General features: G+C 41.7%; 20 protein-coding genes. 19 read left to right on the top strand and 1 reads right to left on the bottom strand.

The annotated features are described in order from the left end of the window. Window positions 1-80: 80 nt before the first annotated feature. From ODU41_RS05085 to lepA, 18 genes are all read left to right on the top strand, one after another. On the top strand, window positions 81-830 hold the full coding sequence (locus ODU41_RS05085; RefSeq protein ID WP_014637965.1) for a DeoR/GlpR family DNA-binding transcription regulator: 750 nt from the start codon (window positions 81-83) through the stop codon (window positions 828-830). After that, window positions 827-1,738 carry a 1-phosphofructokinase gene (gene pfkB / locus ODU41_RS05080; RefSeq protein ID WP_024401743.1) on the top strand — a complete coding sequence of 304 codons (912 nt, stop codon included), beginning with the start codon at window positions 827-829 and terminating at the stop codon, window positions 1,736-1,738. The genes ODU41_RS05085 and pfkB overlap by 4 nt, the downstream gene beginning before the upstream one ends. Beyond that, window positions 1,735-3,690, top strand: a complete 1,956-nt coding sequence (locus tag ODU41_RS05075; protein ID WP_074391145.1) for a fructose-specific PTS transporter subunit EIIC — start codon at window positions 1,735-1,737, stop codon at window positions 3,688-3,690. The genes pfkB and ODU41_RS05075 overlap by 4 nt, the downstream gene beginning before the upstream one ends. A gap of 95 nt (window positions 3,691-3,785) precedes the next feature. Beyond that, window positions 3,786-4,160, top strand: coding sequence for a DUF1149 family protein (locus ODU41_RS05070; RefSeq protein WP_002934959.1), 375 nt, complete (start codon window positions 3,786-3,788; stop codon window positions 4,158-4,160). A 1-nt stretch (window position 4,161) separates the two neighbouring features. Beyond that, window positions 4,162-5,013, top strand: a complete 852-nt coding sequence (locus tag ODU41_RS05065) for a DegV family protein (protein ID WP_014637961.1) — start codon at window positions 4,162-4,164, stop codon at window positions 5,011-5,013. Between the two features lie 8 nt (window positions 5,014-5,021). Then, window positions 5,022-5,789, top strand: coding sequence for a 4-hydroxy-tetrahydrodipicolinate reductase (dapB, locus tag ODU41_RS05060; RefSeq protein ID WP_015646867.1), 768 nt, complete (start codon window positions 5,022-5,024; stop codon window positions 5,787-5,789). Then, on the top strand, window positions 5,786-6,997 hold the full coding sequence (locus ODU41_RS05055) for a CCA tRNA nucleotidyltransferase (RefSeq protein ID WP_044992883.1): 1,212 nt from the start codon (window positions 5,786-5,788) through the stop codon (window positions 6,995-6,997). Before dapB ends, ODU41_RS05055 begins: the two co-directional genes overlap by 4 nt. After that, window positions 6,990-8,858: an ABC-F family ATP-binding cassette domain-containing protein gene (locus ODU41_RS05050; RefSeq protein WP_136581305.1), complete on the top strand. Its 1,869-nt coding sequence runs from the start codon at window positions 6,990-6,992 to the stop codon at window positions 8,856-8,858. Before ODU41_RS05055 ends, ODU41_RS05050 begins: the two co-directional genes overlap by 8 nt. Beyond that, window positions 8,859-9,194 carry a hypothetical protein gene (locus tag ODU41_RS05045; protein WP_136581304.1) on the top strand — a complete coding sequence of 112 codons (336 nt, stop codon included), beginning with the start codon at window positions 8,859-8,861 and terminating at the stop codon, window positions 9,192-9,194. Between the two features lie 95 nt (window positions 9,195-9,289). Beyond that, complete coding sequence (locus ODU41_RS05040) at window positions 9,290-10,249, top strand: ROK family glucokinase (protein ID WP_398578730.1); 960 nt, start codon at window positions 9,290-9,292, stop codon at window positions 10,247-10,249. 125 nt (window positions 10,250-10,374) lie between these two features. Further along, on the top strand, window positions 10,375-10,653 hold the full coding sequence (locus tag ODU41_RS05035; protein ID WP_002934968.1) for a hypothetical protein: 279 nt from the start codon (window positions 10,375-10,377) through the stop codon (window positions 10,651-10,653). 11 nt (window positions 10,654-10,664) lie between these two features. After that, complete coding sequence (locus ODU41_RS05030; RefSeq protein WP_029752306.1) at window positions 10,665-10,967, top strand: hypothetical protein; 303 nt, start codon at window positions 10,665-10,667, stop codon at window positions 10,965-10,967. Window positions 10,968-11,018: 51 nt separating this feature from the next. After that, window positions 11,019-11,858, top strand: coding sequence for a thymidylate synthase (locus ODU41_RS05025; protein ID WP_398578729.1), 840 nt, complete (start codon window positions 11,019-11,021; stop codon window positions 11,856-11,858). A 335-nt stretch (window positions 11,859-12,193) separates the two neighbouring features. Then, window positions 12,194-12,706 (top strand): dihydrofolate reductase, encoded by a 513-nt coding sequence (locus ODU41_RS05020; RefSeq protein WP_105112529.1) that lies wholly within the window; start codon window positions 12,194-12,196, stop codon window positions 12,704-12,706. Window positions 12,707-12,903: 197 nt separating this feature from the next. After that, the gene (gene clpX, locus ODU41_RS05015; protein ID WP_002934974.1) at window positions 12,904-14,130 is read left to right on the top strand and encodes an ATP-dependent Clp protease ATP-binding subunit ClpX; all 1,227 of its coding nucleotides are present in this window, start codon (window positions 12,904-12,906) and stop codon (window positions 14,128-14,130) included. Window positions 14,131-14,183: 53 nt separating this feature from the next. Further along, window positions 14,184-14,771, top strand: a complete 588-nt coding sequence (gene yihA / locus ODU41_RS05010; protein WP_014638915.1) for a ribosome biogenesis GTP-binding protein YihA/YsxC — start codon at window positions 14,184-14,186, stop codon at window positions 14,769-14,771. 22 nt (window positions 14,772-14,793) lie between these two features. After that, window positions 14,794-15,207 carry a nucleoside-diphosphate kinase gene (gene ndk, locus ODU41_RS05005; protein ID WP_398578728.1) on the top strand — a complete coding sequence of 138 codons (414 nt, stop codon included), beginning with the start codon at window positions 14,794-14,796 and terminating at the stop codon, window positions 15,205-15,207. Between the two features lie 95 nt (window positions 15,208-15,302). Further along, window positions 15,303-17,135 carry a translation elongation factor 4 gene (gene lepA, locus ODU41_RS05000; protein ID WP_044678415.1) on the top strand — a complete coding sequence of 611 codons (1,833 nt, stop codon included), beginning with the start codon at window positions 15,303-15,305 and terminating at the stop codon, window positions 17,133-17,135. Window positions 17,136-17,184: 49 nt separating this feature from the next. Here lepA and ODU41_RS04995 read toward each other — a convergent pair whose 3' ends face one another. Continuing rightward, window positions 17,185-17,367 (bottom strand): 4-oxalocrotonate tautomerase, encoded by a 183-nt coding sequence (locus ODU41_RS04995; protein WP_002934978.1) that lies wholly within the window; start codon window positions 17,365-17,367, stop codon window positions 17,185-17,187. A 134-nt stretch (window positions 17,368-17,501) separates the two neighbouring features. Between ODU41_RS04995 and ODU41_RS04990 the strand changes: the two genes are divergently transcribed. Next, entirely contained in the window at window positions 17,502-18,815 is a 1,314-nt protein-coding gene (locus ODU41_RS04990) for an excalibur calcium-binding domain-containing protein (protein ID WP_398578727.1), read from the top strand. Window positions 18,816-19,157: the final 342 nt, after the last annotated feature.

The raw sequence follows: 19,157 nt of genomic DNA, 5'->3' as shown, positions 1-19,157 counted from the left end.
TTTGAAAGAAAATGATAGAAAATGATTGACAATGGCAGAAAATCGTGTATAATGATTTTTGTAAACGATTGCAGGAGGTGTTGAACATACTCAAATCAGAACGAAAACAGATTATATTGGAGCGAATACACTCTCAACAGTTTGTTCGGCTAGAGGAATTAATCGAAGTTCTTGATACATCTGAGTCTACTGTACGTAGGGATTTGGACGAGTTGGAAAACGAAGGTAAGCTTCGTCGTGTACACGGCGGTGCTGAAGCGCCAGGGAATTTGCAACTCGAAGAGTCTATTCTAGAAAAATCTGTCAAAAACGTTCAAGAAAAACGAGAGATTGCGGAAAGAGCTGCTCGACAAATTGTTAACGGAGACGTAATTTTTTTAGATGCAGGTACAACAACCGGTGTACTGATTGATTATCTTCAGCAGGAAAATCTGACAGTCGTTACCAATTCTATTCACCACGCAGTGAGGCTGGTTGAACGCAAGATAAAAACAATCATTATAGGTGGTTTTGTTAAGCAATCAACAGATGCTTCCGTTGGAGCAGTAGCATTGGAACAAATTCGACAGCTCAATTTTGATAAGGCATTTCTGGGGATGAATGGTATTGATAAAAACTATTTTACAACGCCAGATATTGAAGAAGCGACTATCAAACGTACTATCATAGACAATGCTAAAGAAAGCTATGTTTTGGCAGATGCTTCTAAAATTGGTCAATTCTCCTTTGTTAAAGTTGCGGCAATCGAAAAATCCAACATTATCTGCCAATCTTCAGAAAGTAGTTTGTTGGACATCATAAAAGAGAAAACGAGGGTAATCGAGGTATGATTTATACAGTTACGCTCAATCCAGCGATTGACTATATCGTTCGACTTGATAGAGTTGAAACAGGCAGTGTCAATCGTATGGAGAGCGACGATAAGTATGCCGGCGGTAAGGGAATCAACGTTAGCCGTGTTTTGAAGCGCTTGGGCTATCCGAATACAGCAACGGGTTTCCTTGGGGGATTCACAGGTCAGTTCATCAAAGATGGATTGATTGCCGAAGGAATTGATACAGATTTTGTTCAGGTTGATCAAGATACACGTATTAACGTGAAAATCAAGGCCGACCAAGAAACAGAAATCAACGGTTTGGGTCCGATTGTGACAGATACACAGTTGGCCGAATTAGAAATGGTTTTGGCTGGCTTGACTAAAGATGACACAGTTGTCTTTGCTGGTTCAGCACCTGCTAGTCTTGGAAATGAAGTCTACAATAGACTGATTCCTGTGGCGAAAAAAGCAGGAGCGCAAGTTGTCTGTGACTTTGAAGGTCAGACACTTCTGGACTCATTAGCTCACCAACCACTCTTGGTCAAGCCAAACAACCATGAACTTGAAGCAATCTTCAATGTCGAATTGAATGGCATTGCAGACATCGAGACCTACGCTAAGAAAATCTTAGAAATGGGTGCTCAGAATGTTATCATTTCCATGGCAGGGGATGGGGCTTTGTTGGTCACTCCAGCAGCTACTTACTTTGCCAAACCAATCAAGGGAACAGTGAAAAATTCTGTCGGAGCTGGAGATTCCATGGTGGCAGGATTTACTGGCGAATACGTTCGCTCACAAGACCCAATCGAAGCCCTAAAATGGGGAGTTGCTTGCGGTACGGCAACAGCCTTTTCAGACGATTTGGCAAGTATCGAATTTATTAAGGAAACTTATGAAAAAGTTGAGGTAGAAACACTATGAAAATTCAAGATGTTTTGAGAAAAGATGTCATGTTGCTTGATTTGCAAGCGACAAGCAAGGAAGCAGTTATCGATGAAATGATTGCTAGTTTGGTTGATAAAGGTTATGTAACGGATTTTGAGGTATTCAAAACAGGTATCATGAACCGTGAAGCACAAACGACAACAGGTCTTGGGGATGGTATCGCAATGCCACATGCTAAGAATGCTGCTGTAAAAGAAGCGACTGTTCTCTTTGCAAAATCAAACAAGGGCGTTGACTACGCAAGTCTTGATGGTCAACCAACCGACTTGTTCTTCATGATTGCAGCTCCAGAAGGTGCTAACGATACCCACTTGTCAGCCCTTGCTGAATTGTCCAAATACTTGATGAAAGCTGGTTTTGCTGATAGACTTCGTGCGGCAACAAATCCTGAAGAAGTCATTGCAGTCTTCGATACCGCTGAAGCCGCAGATAAGGCAGTTGAAGAAGTGGTTGCATCACCAAGTGGTGACCGTCCATTTATCGTTGCTGTTACAGCATGTACAACAGGTATTGCTCACACTTACATGGCAGAAGAAGCACTTAAGAAACAAGCTGCTGAGATGGGGGTTGACATCAAGGTAGAAACCAACGGTGCTTCAGGTGTCGGAAACAAACTGACTGCTGAAGACATCAAGAATGCAGCAGGTGTTATCATCGCAGCAGATAAGGCTGTCGATATGCCTCGTTTCAATGGTAAACCATTGGTATCTCGTCCAGTTGCAGCTGGAATCAAACAACCAGAAGAATTAATTAACCTTATCTTGGAGGGTAAAGCATCAGCCTACACAGCGTCAGAAGGAGTAGCTACTGTGGAATCTTCAGAAAAACTCAGTCTTGGTAAAGCGTTCTATAAACACTTGATGAGCGGTGTTTCTCAAATGTTGCCATTCGTTATCGGTGGCGGTATCTTGATTGCTCTTGCCTTCCTATTCGATGGAGCTCTAGGTGTGCCACAAGACAGTCTTGGTAGTCTGGGTTCATACCATGAAATCGCAGCTATGTTCATGAAGATAGGTGGAGCAGCCTTTGGCTTCATGTTGCCACTTCTTGCAGGTTACATTGCTTACTCAATTGCTGAAAAACCAGGTTTGGTTGCAGGTTTCGTAGCTGGTGCAATCGCTAGTAGCGGTCTTGCGTTCGGTAAAATTCCTTACGCAGCTGGTGGTGAAGAAACGCTTGCTCTTGCAGGTGTATCATCTGGTTTCTTGGGTGCCCTTGTTGGTGGTTTCCTTGCTGGTGGTGTAGTGCTCGTTCTTCGCAACGCTTTGCGCAACCTTCCAAAATCACTTCAAGGTTTGAATGCTATCTTGCTCTTGCCACTTTTGGGAACAGCAATCACTGGTTTCTTGATGTTCTTCGTTAACATCCCAATGGCAGCTATCAACACAGGTATGAACAACTTCCTTGCAGGTCTTGAAGGTAGCTCTGCTATTCTCCTCGGCCTTGTCCTCGGTGGTATGATGGCAGTCGATATGGGTGGTCCAGTCAACAAGGCAGCTTATGTCTTCGGTACAGGTACACTTGCAGCAACTGTTGCAGATGGTGGTTCTGTTGCCATGGCAGCGGTAATGGCAGGTGGTATGGTTCCACCGTTGGCAGTATTCGTTGCAACCCTTCTTTTCAAAGACAAATTCACACAAGAAGAGCGTAACTCAGGTTTGACAAACATCGTTATGGGTCTTTCATTCATCACTGAAGGTGCGATTCCGTTTGGTGCTGCTGACCCAGCTCGTGCAATCCCAAGCTTTATCGCTGGTTCTGCCCTTGCAGGTGCCTTGGTTGGTTTGTCAGGCATTCAATTGATGGCTCCTCACGGTGGTATCTTCGTTATCGCTTTGACATCTAATCCATTGCTTTACATCGCCTATGTTTTGATCGGTGCGGTTGTATCAGGTATCCTTTACGGAGCACTTCGTAAAGCTAAATAATTTTGATTGAAACCTTGCTTCTGGCAAGGTTTTTTAGCTATTTCACGAGGATTATGGTATAATGTGAGTATTATTGTTATTAGAGGAGTCTTGAAATGGAAATCATTCGCGATAAAGAATTTGTCAATCAGTATCATTTTGATGCCCGCAATCACGCGTGGGAGAAAGAGAACGGAATTCCGGAAACAAAATTGAAAGTTGACTTTCAATTGATTGAGCAAAATCGTGCGGAAAATCGAACATCCATGATTACCATTTTGCGCTTTATGATTGTACTAGATCATTTTGTAATTTCAGGTGCCATGAGTCAGGCCGTTCACTTACCAAATCGATTGGTAGAAGAGCCAACTGAATTTACTGATGAAGAAAAACGTGTTTTGGTAGAGCCTCTTTTGGACATTTTAAAACGAATGACTTATGAGGTTACTGAAATCGCCTTTGATGCACCGGGAGTGAATTTGGAGTTTTAATATGAAATTAGCAGTTATAACTGACTCATCGGCTGTTTTGAATGTTCAAAGTATTGAGCGGGATGACCTGTTTGTCCTAAGCATTCCAGTCAGCATCGATGGGGAAAATTATATCGAAGGGCAAAATTTGACGGTTGAAGAGTTTTATCAAAAAATGGCTTCATCGAAAGAATTACCTAAAACAAGTCAACCGAGTTTGATGGAACTAGAAGAAATTCTGGCTAAATTAACAGAAAAAGGTTATACACACGCACTTGGCTTATTCTTGTCATCAGGTATTTCAGGTTTTTATCAAAATATTCAATATTTGGCTGATGAATTTGAAGGATTAACCGTTGCCTTTCCAGATACCAAAATCACATCGGCTCCTTTGGGCATGATGGTGGAGAATGTCCTTAAATGGGCTGATGCAGGACTTAGTTTTGAAGAGATTACTGGGAAATTGGACCAAGAGATTGGCAAAACAACTGCCTTTATTATGGTTGATGACCTCAATCATTTGGTAAAAGGTGGTCGCTTGTCCAATGGTGCAGCCTTGCTTGGCAATCTTTTGAGCATCAAACCGATTCTGTATTTTACAGGTGAGGGTAAGATTGAAGTGTATGAAAAAGTTCGGACTGAGAAGAAAGCCATTAAGCGACTCTTGGAAATCCTCCAAGAACAAACCAAAGAAGGACAATATCAGATTGCTATTATTCACGCCAATGCACCTCAGAAGGCTGAAAACTTTAAACAGCAGTTGGAAGAAGCAGGTGTCGGTAGCGATTTACCAATCGTGTCATTTGGTTCAGTCATCGGTACGCACTTGGGAGAAGGAGCTGTAGCCTTTGGTATTTCTCCCATTATTGAATAGGAGTTTGCATGACAATTAAGGTAATTATCGCAGGATTTAAAGGAAAAATGGGTTCAACGGCTGTTGAGATGGTCAAAGGTGATGCAGAACTCAGTCTGGCTGCCTTGGTGGATCCATTTGCGACAGAAACAGAAGTGGACGGAGTTCCTGTTTTCAAGACCAAAGAAGAAGTTGCCAGCCTAGAAGCTGATGTCTGGGTGGATTTTACAACGCCAAAATTTGCCTATGAAAACACCCGCTTTGCCTTGGAAAATGGATTCGCACCTGTGGTTGGAACGACTGGATTTACTCCAGAAGAAATTGAAGAATTAACTGCCTTGTCTGCTGAGAAGGGTTTGGGTGGCTTGATTGCTCCTAACTTTGCTATTGGCGCCATCTTGCTCATGCAGTTTGCAGCACAAGCAGCCAAGTATTTCCCAAATCTTGAAATCATTGAATTACACCACGATAAGAAGAAGGATGCACCGAGTGGTACGGCTGTCAAAACGGCCGAACTCATTTCACAAGTCCGTCAGTCACAGACACAAGGTGCAGCGGATGAAGAAGAACTGATTGCTGGCGCTCGCGGTGCAGAATTTGACGGCTTCCGTATCCACTCAGTACGCTTGCCAGGCCTTGTTGCCCATCAGGAAGTGATTTTTGGGGCACAGGGCGAAGGCTTGACCATTCGTCATGACTCTTACGATCGTATTTCCTTTATGGGCGGTGTCAACCTCGGTATTAAAGAGGTAGTCAAACGCTCACAACTCGTTTATGGTTTGGAACACTTATTATGAAATTAAACAATCTGCCTTCTGAGTTTCAGGAGGCTTTGCCGATTTTAGAGAAAATTAAAGCAGCTGGTTACGAGGCTTATTTCGTTGGCGGTTCTGTTCGTGATGCCATTCTCGGTAGGCCTATTCATGATGTCGATATTGCGACATCCAGCTACCCTCAGGAAACGAAACAAATCTTTTCACGGACTATTGATGTCGGAATTGAACACGGTACGGTGCTAGTATTAGAGGGGAAAAAGGAGTATGAAATTACCACCTTTCGGACAGAGGAAGAGTATGTAGACTACCGTCGTCCAAGTCAGGTTTCCTTTGTGCGTTCCTTAGAAGAGGATCTCAAACGTCGCGACTTCACAGTCAATGCCTTTGCTCTGGATGAAGAAGCACAGATTATTGACCTCTTTGATGGGATGACTGACTTAGAAAACCGCACCCTACGGGCTGTAGGCATCCCGGCTGAGCGTTTCAACGAAGATGCCCTCCGTATCATGCGTGGATTTCGCTTTGCGGCGACCTTGGACTTTGAGATTGAGCCGACTACCTTCACAGCTATGGTTGAAACCGCACCGCTTTTGGAAAAAATCTCGGTGGAACGTAGCTTTATCGAGTTTGATAAACTCTTGATGGCGGATTTTTGGCGAGAAGGCTTGCGCGCTATGATTGATTCCAAGGCTTACAATTTCTTGCCTGATTTAGCTGGAAAAAGTGATGAATTAGAGGCCATGCTAACAAGTCTGACAGAAGAGTTTCGCTTTTCGACATCTGAACAAGCTTGGGCCATGCTCTTTGTCTGCCTAGGTATTGATAACATCAAGTCCTTCCTGAAAAAATGGAAAACCAGCAATGATTTCCAACGCAGCGTGGTCAAGTTGGCAGAGATTTACCAGCTCCGCCAAGCAGGACCTGTCACTAAACAAATCTGTTTCAAGTATGGCAAAGAATTCTTATACTTGGTAGAGGAACTTCGTCAGGCACAAGGTTTTGTTACAGATTTTGCAGCAATCGATAAGATTGACCAAGCCTTGACTATCCACGACAAGCATGAAATTGTTGTCAATGGAGGACATCTGATGAAGGCATTTGACCTCAAACCAGGTCCAGTATTGGGAGAACTACTCAAAGAGGTGGAATTCCAGATTGTGGAAGGACAGCTGGAAAACGAAGAGCAAGCGATTATGACATTTGTGAAAGGAATCTTAGAGAATGAGTGATTTTATCGTTGAACACCTGACTAAATCTGTCGGAGATAAAACGGTCTTTGCTGATCTGTCTTTCATCATCCATCAAGGCGACAGAATCGGGATTATTGGGGTCAATGGTACAGGAAAGACGACTTTGTTGGATGTCCTGTCAGGTCGTATCGGTTTTGACGGAGATGTATCACCTTTTCGTACAAAAAATGCCTATAAAATCGCCTATCTGACCCAGGAACCTGATTTTGATGAAAGTAAGACAGTTTTAGACACGGTTCTTTCATCTGACCTACGTGAAACCCAGCTGATTCGTGAATACGAGCTGCTCTTATCTCATTACGATGAAGCCAGTCAAGCAAGACTAGAAAAGGTGATGGCTGAGATGGATTCTCTCAATGCTTGGGAGATTGAAAGTCAGGTCAAGACTGTCTTGTCGAAACTCGGGCTAACAGACCTCAATAAAACTGTTGCTGAGTTATCAGGTGGTCTACGTAGACGAGTGCAATTAGCCCAAGTCCTCCTTGGCAATGCTGACTTGCTCTTGCTAGATGAACCGACTAACCACCTGGACATTGATACCATCGAGTGGTTGACGACTTTCTTGAAAAATACCAAGAAATCTGTCCTCTTTATTACCCACGACCGCTATTTCTTGGACAATGTGGCGACACGAATTTTTGAATTGGATCGCGCCAGCTTAACTGAATATCAGGGAAATTACCAGGACTATGTTCGCTTAAAGGCAGAACAGGACGAACGAGATGCCGCCCTTCGCCATAAGAAAGAGCAGCTCTACAAACAAGAGCTGGCTTGGATGCGCAGACAACCTCAAGCTCGTGCAACCAAGCAGCAGGCTCGTATCAATCGTTTCCATGACCTCAAAGGCGATTTAGCCAACAAGATAGACGATAGCGAACTGGAAATCAATTTTGAAACCTCTCGTATCGGCAAAAAAGTCATTAACTTTGAAAATGTCAGCTTTTCCTATCCTGATAAGCCCATTTTAAAAGACTTTAACCTGCTCATTCAAAACAAGGACCGCATCGGTATTGTTGGTGATAATGGAAAAGGAAAATCTACCCTGCTCAATCTAATCGCAGGTGATTTGCAGGCAGACAGCGGTAAGGTAGATATTGGTGAAACCATCCGTATCGGCTACTTCTCGCAAACAATTAAGGGACTGGATGAAAGCAAGCGGGTCATCAATTTCTTGCAGGAAGTGGCAGAAGAAGCTAAGACGACATCTGGTATGGTTTCTATTGCCGAACTCTTGGAGCAATTCCTCTTCCCACGTAATACCCATGGTACCCTGATTGAAAAGTTGTCTGGTGGGGAGAAGAAGCGACTTTACTTGCTTAAGATTCTCTTGCAACGCCCCAATGTTCTCTTACTAGATGAGCCGACCAACGACTTGGACATAGCGACTCTGACAGTCTTGGAACATTTCTTGCAGGGCTTTACTGGTCCAGTCATTACCGTTAGTCACGACCGTTATTTCCTAGACAAGGTAGCCAATAAAATCTTGGCTTTCGAAGATAGCGGTATAGAGACCTTCTTTGGCAACTACACAGACTATCTGGATGAGAAGGCCTTTCTGGCTTCCAGCTCTGCCATTTCCTTGGAAAAACCAAAGGAGAAAATCGAGAAGGTCAAAGAGAACAAGAAGCGGATGTCCTACTTTGAGAAGCAGGAATGGGCGACCATCGAAGAGGATATTGCTGACTTAGAGGAGCGGATTGCGGCAATCGAGGCGGAAATGCTGACCTGTGGCAGTGATTTTACAAAATTGTCCGATTTGCAGAAGGAATTGGATGAGAAAAACGACCTGCTCTTGGAAAAATATGAGCGGTATGAGTATCTGAGCGAGTTGGAGGGCTAGATGAAAGTTCTTGTCATGACTTATATGGTTATCTATCTTTTGGTGACCCTGAGTGCCGCTCTTTTTAGCTATTTTAAGACCAAAAAGATGAATGCTTTGCGCTTAATCTTGACGGTCTTATCCATGCTCTTGCTAGCCGTTACACTCTATTTTTACAGTCAGGCCTATCACGATGTACAAATGGTGGGCTTTGCTATGGGCTTTACCTTCATTTCTACTCTTTTTCTCTATAATGGAACAAAAGAAGGTAGCAATTTTACGACAGTTATGCTCTTTTCAATTGGAAGGTTTATCTTACATATTCAATTTTTGATTTTGCTCTATCTTTTTCGATAGAGCAATTTATTTTTATCCGTACAGATTTTTGAAAAGGCTTTACGCAAACCTTTGCATTGTGTTATAATAAAGAAAATACATTTGAGGTGATGATTATGTCTAAAAAAATTATCGGTATTGACCTTGGGGGAACTTCTGTTAAATTGGCTATTTTGACTACTGAAGGAGAAATTCAAGAAAAATGGTCTATCAAGACAAATATATTAGACGATGGAAGTCATATTGTTCCTGATATTATTGACAGTATCAAGCAGCGATTTGAAACCCATGGTTTGACAAAGGACGATTTCTTAGGAATTGGTATGGGCTCACCCGGTGTAGTGGATAGTGAAGCTGGCACTGTTATCGGAGCCTATAACCTCAACTGGAAGACCTTGCAATTGGTCAAAGAGCAGTTTGAATCTGCGCTCGATTTACCATTCTTTATTGACAATGATGCAAACGTAGCGGCTCTTGGTGAACAATGGGTTGGTGCAGGAAACAACAATCCAAACGTTGTCTTTATGACGCTTGGTACAGGTGTCGGTGGCGGTGTCATCGCTGCTGGAAACTTGATTCGTGGGGTCAAAGGCGCTGGTGGCGAATTGGGTCACATCACAGTTGACTTTAATGAGCCGTTTGCTTGTACCTGTGGTAAGAAAGGTTGTCTAGAAACCGTTGCTTCAGCAACAGGTATTGTCAACCTCAGCCGTCGTTATGCGGACCAATACGCAGGCGATGCAAAACTGAAACAAATGATTGATGATGGGCAAGATGTAACGGCTAAAGATGTCTTTGATTTGGCAAAAGAAGGCGATGATTTGGCTTTGATTGTCTACCGTCATTTCTCAGAATACCTAGGTGTTGCTTGTGCAAACATTGCTGCAGTCCTCAATCCAGCCTACATCGTTCTGGGTGGTGGTGTATCAGCTGCAGGTGAGTTCCTGTTGGACGGTGTTCGCAAGGTCTTTGCGGAAAACAGCTTCCCACAAATTAAAGAAAGTACACAAATTGTCTTGGCAACACGTGGTAATGATGCAGGTGTATTGGGCGCAGCATCACTCGTCTTGAAATAATCGTTAAAAGCAGAGTTCCCTCTGCTTTTTTAAAATCCGCCGTCACAATTTCTTTATATACATATATTGAAAAATGTAGTGTTTAAGCGTACAATGAAAGTGTAAAGAGAAAGGAGTGTCACCTTATGAAACAGGTAAACATGTCTAAAATAATCAACTATCTGACCATTCTTGGTTTATTGATTTTGTTATCTGCCTTTTTCCTTGATAACTGGATTCGTGACTGGTTTTTCCCGTCTAGCTGGGGAAACGTAGCAACCATGTTGATTCTCCCTCTACTGGGGACTCTAATTCTTATACTATCTATCTATTATAAAAAATTGTGGACTGGTTTGATTAGTATCTTCTTAATGATCTCATTTCCTCTGATATTCGGTATTGGCTACTTTATATTTGGCCCCTAGAAGGAGCAGTTATGAACCTGGCTTTACTAAAAAGATTAAATCTAGTTTTGTATGGTATCGAAATTTTTCTCATCGTCATGCTATTTTTACCAATAGGCCAATGGTTTGATATTGTAAATGTGAATTTTAAACTAACATTTTTCATCATTCCCTTTTTCGGTCTCGCTAGTTTACCAACGGCTATTTACACTAAAAATGTTCGTCAGATATTGTTAAGTGTTCTCTTGGTTGCCTTGTATTTTATATTGTTCAGCCTAGTAACTGCCCTTTCTGGTCTGTTTCAGCTCAACCTCTACCCCTTGCTATATAAATGAGAACTCCAGTGCAAACTGGAGTTTTTTATCAGAACATGCTATACTAAACTCATGACTAAAGCAGATATTATTTTTAAAGAAAACATTCGTAAGATTATGGAAGAGGGCGTTTTTTCAGAAAATGCTCGTCCACGTTACAAGGATGGAAATGTAGCTAATTCCAAGTACGTTACAGGCGCCTTTGCTGAATATGATTTGTCTAAGGGCGCGTTTCCTATTACAACACTTAGACCTATTCCAATTAAGTCGGCCATCAAGGAAATTCTCTGGATTTACCAAGACCAGACCAATGATTTGTCGGTTTTACAGGAAAAATACGGTGTCCAGTATTGGAATGATTGGGAAGTTGAGGGAACTGGCACAATCGGTGAACGTTACGGTGCTATTGTGAAAAAACATGACATCATTTCCAAGATTCTCAAACAATTGGAGGAAAATCCATGGAATCGCCGCAATGTGATTTCTTTGTGGGATTATGAAGCGTTTGACCAATCTGCAGGTCTCTTACCGTGTGCCTTTCAGACTATGTTTGACGTTCGACGAGTGGGTGGGGAGATTTATCTGGATGCAACTCTAACTCAACGGTCAAATGATATGCTAGTAGCCCATCATATAAACGCTATGCAGTATGTAGCACTTCAGATGATGATTGCTAAACATTTTGGCTGGAAGGTTGGGAAGTTTTTCTATTTCATCAACAATCTTCACATCTATGACAATCAGTTTGAACAAGCTGAAGAATTACTCCGTCGCACACCATCTGAAGTTGAGCCACGTTTGGTCTTAAATGTTCCTGACGGTACCAATTTCTTTGATATTCGGGCAGAAGATTTTGAGTTGGTGGACTACAATCCAGTTAAACCGCAACTTAAGTTTGACTTGGCGATTTAACTGGATTAGCAGTAAGAACTTCGTTCTTTTACCTCGCTTCTTTATTTTTAGGCTCGGGCTGAAACAGTTCCCCGAACTGTTTCACTTCCAACCTTCAACAGTCTATTCTCAGACTGTCGAAGCCAGTTAAACCGCAACTGAAGTTTGATTTAGCGATTTAAGATGTGGGGGCTTTCCAGTCCCAACTAGATTCACATTCTACGAATCTCGGAATCTTCCCTATCTCTGAGGAGTCGGTGATAGTTTCAACATGATAAAAATTTGCGCTTGGCCTACTTGGTAAGTGCATTTTTTTTGAATTTTTGATAGAATGATAGGACGGAAAGTGAGAGAAAATGACTAAAAAGATTGTTGCTATTTGGGCTCAAGATGAAAATGGATTGATTGGAAAAGGTGATAAATTGCCCTGGTATTTACCTGCTGACTGGGCTCATTTTAAAGAAACGACTACTGGTCATGCAATGGTGATGGGGCGTGTGACTTTTGATGGCATGGGAAAACGTGCTCTTCCAAATCGTCATTCCTTAGTACTGACAAGTGATGAAACCTATCAAGTTGAGAATGACCGAGTCACAGTCTTGCACAATGTAGAAGCTGTTCTAGACTGGTACCATCAACAAGAAGGAACTCTATTTGTGCTTGGTGGGGGACAAATTTTTACTGCTTTTGCACCTTACATTGAAGCTTTAATAGTGACAGATATTCACGGTCAATTTAATGGCGATGTGTATTTTCCGAAAGCATTTCCTATGGAGAAATTTCAGCTACAAAGCGCCAATTTACGTCCAAAAGACGAGAAAAACCCGTATGATTTTACAATAAAAACCTATGAAAGAAGAGATGGTTAGGCATGGAGAGAAGTTTATTCGGTTTATTTACAGCATTTCTCTGTGGGATTTGTGTTCTTTGTGCGATTCAAGCCTTTCGGAAGAAACGTTTTGGTTTAGCAATTTTATTTTTACTGAATGCTTTTACCAATCTGGTCAATAGTATTCACGCCATTTATGGATTTTTATTTAGATAAGAGATATGAAAGAGGAAACATATGGCTGTTAAGCATACACATGAGCTAATCTATTGCTCATTTTGCGGAAAAAATCAAGAAGAAGTTAAAAAAATTATCGCAGGGAACAATGTCTTCATTTGTAATGAGTGCGTGGAACTAGCACAGGAAATCATTCGTGAGGAACTGGCAGAAGAAGTTTTGACAGACTTGGCCGATACGCCAAAGCCACAAGAATTACTCAATATCCTGAACAACTACGTCATCGGACAGGATCGTGCAAAACGTGCTTTAGCAGTAGCCGTTTACAACCACTACAAACGTATCAATTTCCAAGATAGCCGTGATGAGAACGATGTTGATTTGCAAAAATCAAATATCCTCATGATTGGCCCGACTGGTTCAGGAAAAACCTTCCTAGCTCAGACCTTGGCTAAAAGTTTGAATGTCCCGTTTGCTATTGCTGATGCGACTGCTCTTACTGAGGCGGGTTATGTTGGTGAAGACGTAGAAAATATCCTCCTCAAACTTTTGCAGGCTGCAGACTTTAACATTGACCGTGCAGAAAGAGGAATTATCTATGTGGATGAAATTGATAAAATTGCCAAAAAAGGTGAAAATGTGTCCATTACCCGCGATGTATCTGGTGAAGGTGTCCAGCAAGCTCTCCTAAAAATTATCGAGGGAACTGTGGCCAGCGTACCACCACAAGGCGGACGCAAACATCCAAACCAAGAAATGATTCACGTGGACACCAAAAATATCCTGTTCATCGTTGGCGGTGCATTTGATGGTATCGAAGAAATCGTCAAACAGCGTCTCGGTGAAAAAATCATCGGTTTTGGTCATAATAATCGTGCTATTGATGAAAAAGAATCATACATGCAACATATCATTGCAGACGATATTCAAAAATTCGGTATCATTCCAGAGTTGATTGGTCGCTTGCCTGTATTTGCAGCTTTGGACCAATTGACAACAGAGGATTTGGTACGTATTTTGACGGAACCAAAGAATGCTCTTGTAAAACAATACCAGACACTCTTGTCTTATGATGACGTGGAGCTTGACTTTGATGAGGACGCCTTGTTAGCAATTGCAGAAAAAGCAATTGAACGTAAGACTGGCGCTCGTGGACTTCGTTCCATCATTGAAGAAACAATGTTGGATGTCATGTTTGAGGTGCCAGGCCAAGATAACGTTAAACGTGTTCGTGTAACAAAAGCAGCAGTAGACGGTAAGGAAAAGCCTTTACTAGAAACTGCTTAAAAATAAAGGGTAGAAACTGATTGATTTCTACCCTTATTTATGAAAGGTATAAAATGGAAATCAACACACATAATGCTGAGATTTTGCTCAGTGCTGTTTCAAAAGCCCAGTATCCGGGCGATGACATTCCAGAAATTGCCCTTGCCGGGCGATCTAACGTTGGAAAGTCCTCATTTATCAATACTCTTCTAGGAAGAAAAAATCTTGCACGTACGTCAGGAAAACCAGGAAAGACTCAACAACTCAATTTTTATAATATAGATGATAAAATTCGATTTGTAGATGTTCCAGGTTATGGCTATGCTAAAGTATCTAAAACTGAGCGTGCTAAGTGGGGAAAAATGATCGAAGAGTATTTGACGACACGAGAAAATCTACGTGTTGTGGTGAGTTTAGTAGACATGCGTCATGAGCCATCAGCAGATGATGTTCAAATGTATGATTTCTTGAAATATTATGAAATTCCTGTTATTATTGTGGCAACGAAGGCTGATAAAATCCCACGAGGAAAGTGGAATAAGCACGAATCGATGATTAAAAAGAAATTGGATTTTGATAAAAATGATCAATTCGTTATCTTTTCTTCTGAGACTCGTCACGGATACGATCAGGCATGGGATGCTATCTTAAGTAACATCTAATAAACAGTCCAGGAGAAAAATCATGGAACGTACTTTCTTCATCATCAAACCAGATGCTCTTAAGCGTGGACTTGCAGGACAAATTCTTTCACGTATCGAACGCAGGGGATTTCAAATCCAAGATTTAAAAATGGTTACAGCGACAGAAGAGCTAATCAGTCAACATTATGATCATTTGACAGATAAACCTTTCTTCCCGCAATTAGTACAATATATGACGAGCGGGCCGATGATAGCTGGCATTATAGAAGGGCCAGAAGTTATCAAATCTTGGCGAGATATGATGGGAGCTACCAATCCAGTAAACGCCCGACCTGGGACTATTCGTGGAGATTTTGCGACAGCGCCCGTTGAGGGAATTGTGGCAAATGTCGTTCATGGCTCAGATAGTGCAGAAGCAGCCGAACGCGAGATCGGTCTTTGGCTGGGAAAATAGCAGAGCAGACACCTAGTTTTCTAGGTGTTTTTCTTATGGAAAATTATCACTAAATCTGATATAATGAGGAGTAATACCCTTGTAGAGGAAGAAACATGAATTTAGAAGATTTGAAAAAACGACAGGAGAAAATTCGTAATTTCTCCATTATTGCCCACATCGACCATGGTAAATCAACCTTGGCTGACCGTATTCTTGAGAAGACAGAAACAGTTTCCAGCCGTGAAATGCAGGCCCAGTTGCTTGATAGTATGGATTTGGAGCGTGAGCGTGGTATCACTATTAAACTGAATGCTATCGAACTCAACTATACAGCTAAAGATGGAGAGACTTATATTTTCCACTTGATTGACACACCAGGACACGTGGACTTTACCTATGAAGTATCACGTTCTCTTGCGGCCTGTGAGGGTGCGATTCTGGTGGTGGATGCTGCTCAAGGGATTGAAGCACAGACCTTGGCTAACGTTTATCTAGCCTTGGACAATGATTTGGAAATCTTGCCAATCATTAACAAGATTGACCTGCCAGCAGCAGACCCAGAGCGTGTTCGTCAGGAAATCGAAGATGTGATTGGTTTGGATGCTTCAGAAGCAGTACCGACATCAGCCAAGGCTGGTATTGGTATCGAGGAAATCTTGGAACAGATCGTGGAGAAGGTTCCAGCACCGACTGGTGATGTCGAAGCTCCTTTGCAAGCATTGATTTTTGACTCTGTCTATGACCCTTATCGTGGGGTTATCCTCCAAGTTCGTATCGTCAATGGTGTCGTGAAGCCAGGTGATACCATCCAGATGATGAGCAACGGCAAGACTTTTGATGTAACAGAAGTCGGAATTTTCACACCAAAAGCCATTGGTCGTGATTTCCTAGCAGTTGGAGATGTTGGCTATATCGCAGCTTCTATCAAGACTGTAGCTGATACCCGTGTCGGTGATACAGTAACCTTAGCGGATAATCCAGCCAGTGAGCCACTCTCAGGCTACAAACAGATGAACCCAATGGTCTTTGCAGGTATCTATCCAATTGATTCCAACAAGTACAATGACCTCCGTGAAGCCTTGGAAAAGCTCCAGCTCAACGATGCCAGCTTGCAGTTCGAACCTGAAACATCGCAGGCCCTCGGCTTTGGTTTCCGTTGTGGCTTCTTAGGTCTCTTGCACATGGATGTTATCCAAGAACGGATTGAGCGTGAGTTTAACATTGATCTCATCATGACAGCTCCGTCGGTAGTCTACCATGTCAACATGACAGACGGTGAAACAATTGATGTAGCCAACCCATCTGAGTTCCCAGACCCAACCAAGATTGCAACTATCGAAGAACCATATGTTAAGGCACAAATCATGGTACCGCAGGAATACGTCGGTGCAGTCATGGAATTGGCCCAACGCAAACGTGGTGACTTTGTGACTATGGATTATATTGATGATAACCGTGTCAATGTCATCTACCAAATTCCACTTGCGGAGATTGTCTTTGACTTCTTTGACAAGCTTAAGTCATCCACTCGTGGTTATGCCAGTTTCGACTATGAGATTTCTGAATACCGTTCATCCAAGTTGGTGAAAATGGATATTCTCCTTAATGGGGATAAGGTCGATGCTCTTAGCTTTATCGTCCACAAGGAATTTGCTTATGAACGTGGGAAAATCATCGTTGATAAACTCAAGAAAATCATTCCTCGTCAACAGTTTGAAGTGCCAATCCAAGCAGCTATCGGTCAGAAAATCGTTGCCCGTAGCGACATCAAGGCTCTTCGGAAGAACGTTTTGGCTAAGTGTTATGGTGGTGACGTTTCCCGTAAACGCAAACTCCTAGAAAAACAAAAAGCCGGTAAGAAACGGATGAAAGCCATCGGCTCTGTCGAAGTTCCACAAGAAGCCTTCCTCAGCGTTCTCAGCATGGATGAAGACGATAAGAAATAAACTTGATACAAAGAAACACTCCTGCATTTTGTTGCAAGAGTGTTTTCTCTTATTTACGTTTCATTTCACCTTGTGGGTAGTAAGTCCCTTCAGGCATATCATTGATGAAGACATGAATGGCTTCTTTGGGCGCATTAGTATTACGAGATACAACTTCGGTAACTTCACGTGCTAAGGCAATCTTTTGTTCCTCCGTGCGTCCTTCAAACAAATCAATACGTACAAACGGCATATATTTCCTCCTTTATTTTTCGTTTATTGTACCATAGTTTTTATGATTCTCCAAGGATATTTTCATAATGTATTGCAAAATATATTTATATTTTGTTATAATAATATCACGATTAACAATAAGGAGAATGATTTATGTTTAAGAAAAAAGCAACTCAGATAGTTAGCGAAACGTCAATAAAAAAATCTAGAAAGTTTCTTAATCGGAAAACAGCAGGAATAACTGGCGGTGTCCTACTTACAACATTTATCGGTTCACAATTAATGACTGCTGAGCTTCCTAAAAAAGATGACCTTTATGGACAACAGTATGTAACAGTCGTAAAACATCTTCAGGAAGCAGGTTTTAAAAATATTCAGGGGGTGGAAATTACTGATTTAGAATTTGGAAAAATAGGGGAGAGCGATCTTGTCGAACTCGTCTCTGTTGACGGAGAAGATTGGAAGGAAGGACGGGCTTTAAAAAATATCCCAATTACAATCTCCTACCATGTTCCCAAAAAAGATGCCGTTGAATTCAAACTACCAGCTTCTAAAAATTTAGCAGATGTCGAGAAAGAGCTGAAAAATTCAGGTTTTAAACAAGTCGAACTAACTCCTGTTCTGCTAGTAGAAGAAGGCAATGCGGATAAAAAAGATAAGATTGATCGCCTTCAAATTGGAAATCACACCTATCAATCCAATCATTTTTACTCTATTAGTCTCCCTGTTACATTAACCTATTTTGACGTTAGCAAAGATAACATCAAACTACCAGAAAATCTAGCAGAGGATAAAACAAAACCAGAGCTCGAAAAACAGCTAAAAACAGCAGGATTTACAGACATCAAGTGGACTGCTGTTGCGGACAAGGATAAAGCAAAGCACGAAAAAATTCAAAAAATTAGTCTAGGTGGCGCAGAGCTTCAGTTGCCTACCAAACAGGAGATTATCAGCAAAAAATCAACCCCCATTGTAATCACCTACTACGATTTCTCTAGCTTCGCTGAACTGCCATCATCCATTTCAACAAAAACAGCTGCAGATACTAAAAAATTGTTTACTGACGGTGGTTTTTCTCAAGTATCTGAAGTAGCAACAGAGACCAATGAAATTGCTAAAAATGGACAAATCATTGCGGTCGAGATTGATGGAAAATCTTTTAACGAGATGAATGATAAGGTCATCAAAAAAGATAGCAAAGTCATTATCAAATATTGGAATGCTGAAAAAGCTATTGCTGAGAAAGCACGTAAAGAGGAGGAAGAACGTCTCGTCGCCGAAGCGCAAAAAGTTGCAGAAGCAGAAGCACAAAGCCAAGTTCAGCAATTTGCTGCTACACCATCTCAAAACACATATTATCCAAATTGTAAGGCAGTTAGACAAGCAGGAGCTGCACCAATCTATCGTGGTGAACCAGGTTACGGTAGTCATTTAGACCGTGATGGAGATGGAGTTGGGTGTGAGTAAGAAAAACATTGACAGCGTTTACATCGTTTGCTATACTATCCTTAAAGGAGGGATTACTCATGGCCTATAAATACCGTATGATTTTATCGTTCCTACTCGCTGGATTATGTTTGTATCTAGTAGCAACTGTTTTTGCCAAGAGTATCTGGGAAGGACCTTTGTTTCTTGCATTTTCTTTTTACAGCCTAATATATGGTTGCGTTATGCTCTACAAGTGGAAACCAACGGCAGCTAAAATCATTTTTGAGTGTGTCGGAAATTTCTTATCATTCCCCTGGTCTTAATATCAAACAAGCTCAAAACGGGCTTGTTTTTCTATTTCCATAAGGACTATTTTATGAT

Origin of the sequence: Streptococcus sp. 2022WUSS083 (genome assembly GCF_044427155.1) — a bacterium.
In the GTDB taxonomy this organism is placed as follows: Bacteria; Bacillota; Bacilli; order Lactobacillales; family Streptococcaceae; genus Streptococcus; species Streptococcus hashimotonensis.
The sequence above is the reverse complement of the archived record's forward strand: the minus strand, read 5'-3'. Positions and strand labels throughout refer to the sequence as shown.